This window comes from Actinosynnema sp. NPDC023658, from assembly GCF_040639995.1.
Lineage (GTDB): Bacteria > Actinomycetota > Actinomycetes > Mycobacteriales > Pseudonocardiaceae > Actinosynnema.
The window spans coordinates 1-1,276 of record NZ_JBFAAX010001345.1 but is presented as its reverse complement, the minus strand read 5'-3'; the positions used below and the strand labels follow the sequence as shown (position 1 = coordinate 1,276).

Here is a 1,276-nt window from a genome sequence, read left to right as displayed (position 1 = left end):
ACCGGTCGGCGCAGTTCCCGCCTGCGCGGCCGTTCCCGCAGCCGCAGGCCCCGTCTCCGCAGGCGTTCCCGTCCCCGCGGCCGGGACCGTGCCGGCGGCACCCTCCGGTCGAGCGGCCTCGGCGGACCACCCCAGGTAGGTGCCGCAGTTGCCGCAGAAGTCGTCCCCGTCCTGGACGGGTGCCCCGCACTGCGGGCACGAGCGCACCACGGCCGTCACCCCCCACCCTCGGGCGGCCCGTCCAGCACCTCGACCACGCACCGGACGTGCACCGGGCACACCGCTCCCACCAGCGCCTCCACCCGGCCGCGGTCCACCGGACCGGACGACCCCGGCCACACCCGGACCACGGCCACCTCGGCCACCGGACCGGGCAGCGGCGTGTCGGGCCGGTCCGACCAGCGCACGCCGGGGCCGTCCACCACGTCCGCGCGCACGCCCAGCGACAGCTCCAACCGCTCCACCAGCCCGCGCACCGTGCCGCGCTTGCGGTGCAGCTCCACGGCCCGCCGCACCAGGGCACGCCGCAGCGGCTCCGGCCACGCCGGGTCCAGGCCCGCCGCCACCCACGACGACAGCCACGCCAGGAAGTCCTCCGGCGTCAGCGCCGGGTCGAGGTAGGCGGACATGTTGTCCAATGTGGACAGAACGGACGACAGCACGGCGTCCAGGCCGGAGGTGAACCGCTGCGCGAAGTCGTCCACCGCGAACAGCGCGGGCAGCATCTCCCCCAGCGGGTGACTGCTCGCCAGCTCCGGCAGCGCCGCCCTGGTCACGGCGCACCCACCGAGATCTGGTGCTGGTGGGAGAACACCAGCGCGTTGGCCGCGATGTCGAGCCGGTCCACCGGCGCACCGCGCGCCCCGGTGATCGGGTTCGCCGGGAACATCCGGATCTCGTCGACCAGCAGCACCCCAGGCACCGCCTGGAGCACCGAGAACACCTCACCGAACTGGACCGGCCTGCCGAAGCCCCACCCGGTGCCGTCCGGCCCGCCGCGCAGCGGGTCGAGGTACCGGTACAGCGCGGCCGGAGCCGCCTCGCGGACCCGGTCGACGTCGGCCGCGGTGAGCCGGGCCACCACCGTGATGCCCTGGTAGCGGGGCGGTTCGACGACCATCCGGGTGCCGAGCAGACGCCGCTCGTCCAACCTGCGCGAGACCGCCGCCAGCACCTCGTCGGAGGGCACGAGCTGCTCGAACCGCAGCCGCTAGCCCTCGACGGGCACCGCGTCCGGCACCACCATCACCCTTGCGGCGACCACCTAGAACTACAC

3 protein-coding genes are annotated in these 1,276 nt (G+C 75.0%); all 3 read right to left on the bottom strand.

The annotated features are described in order from the left end of the window. On the bottom strand, positions 1 to 219 hold a 219-nt coding region (locus AB0G02_RS40850), incomplete at its 3' end, for a zinc ribbon domain-containing protein (protein WP_360806114.1). Continuing rightward, positions 216 to 776 (bottom strand): phage tail protein, encoded by a 561-nt coding sequence (locus AB0G02_RS40845; RefSeq protein WP_360806111.1) that lies wholly within the window; start codon positions 774 to 776, stop codon positions 216 to 218. The genes AB0G02_RS40845 and AB0G02_RS40850, both read right to left, overlap by 4 nt. Further along, positions 773 to 1,189 carry a hypothetical protein gene (locus tag AB0G02_RS40840; protein ID WP_360806108.1) on the bottom strand — a complete coding sequence of 139 codons (417 nt, stop codon included), beginning with the start codon at positions 1,187 to 1,189 and terminating at the stop codon, positions 773 to 775. Before AB0G02_RS40840 ends, AB0G02_RS40845 begins: the two co-directional genes overlap by 4 nt. Between the last annotated feature and the right edge of the window lie 87 nt (positions 1,190 to 1,276).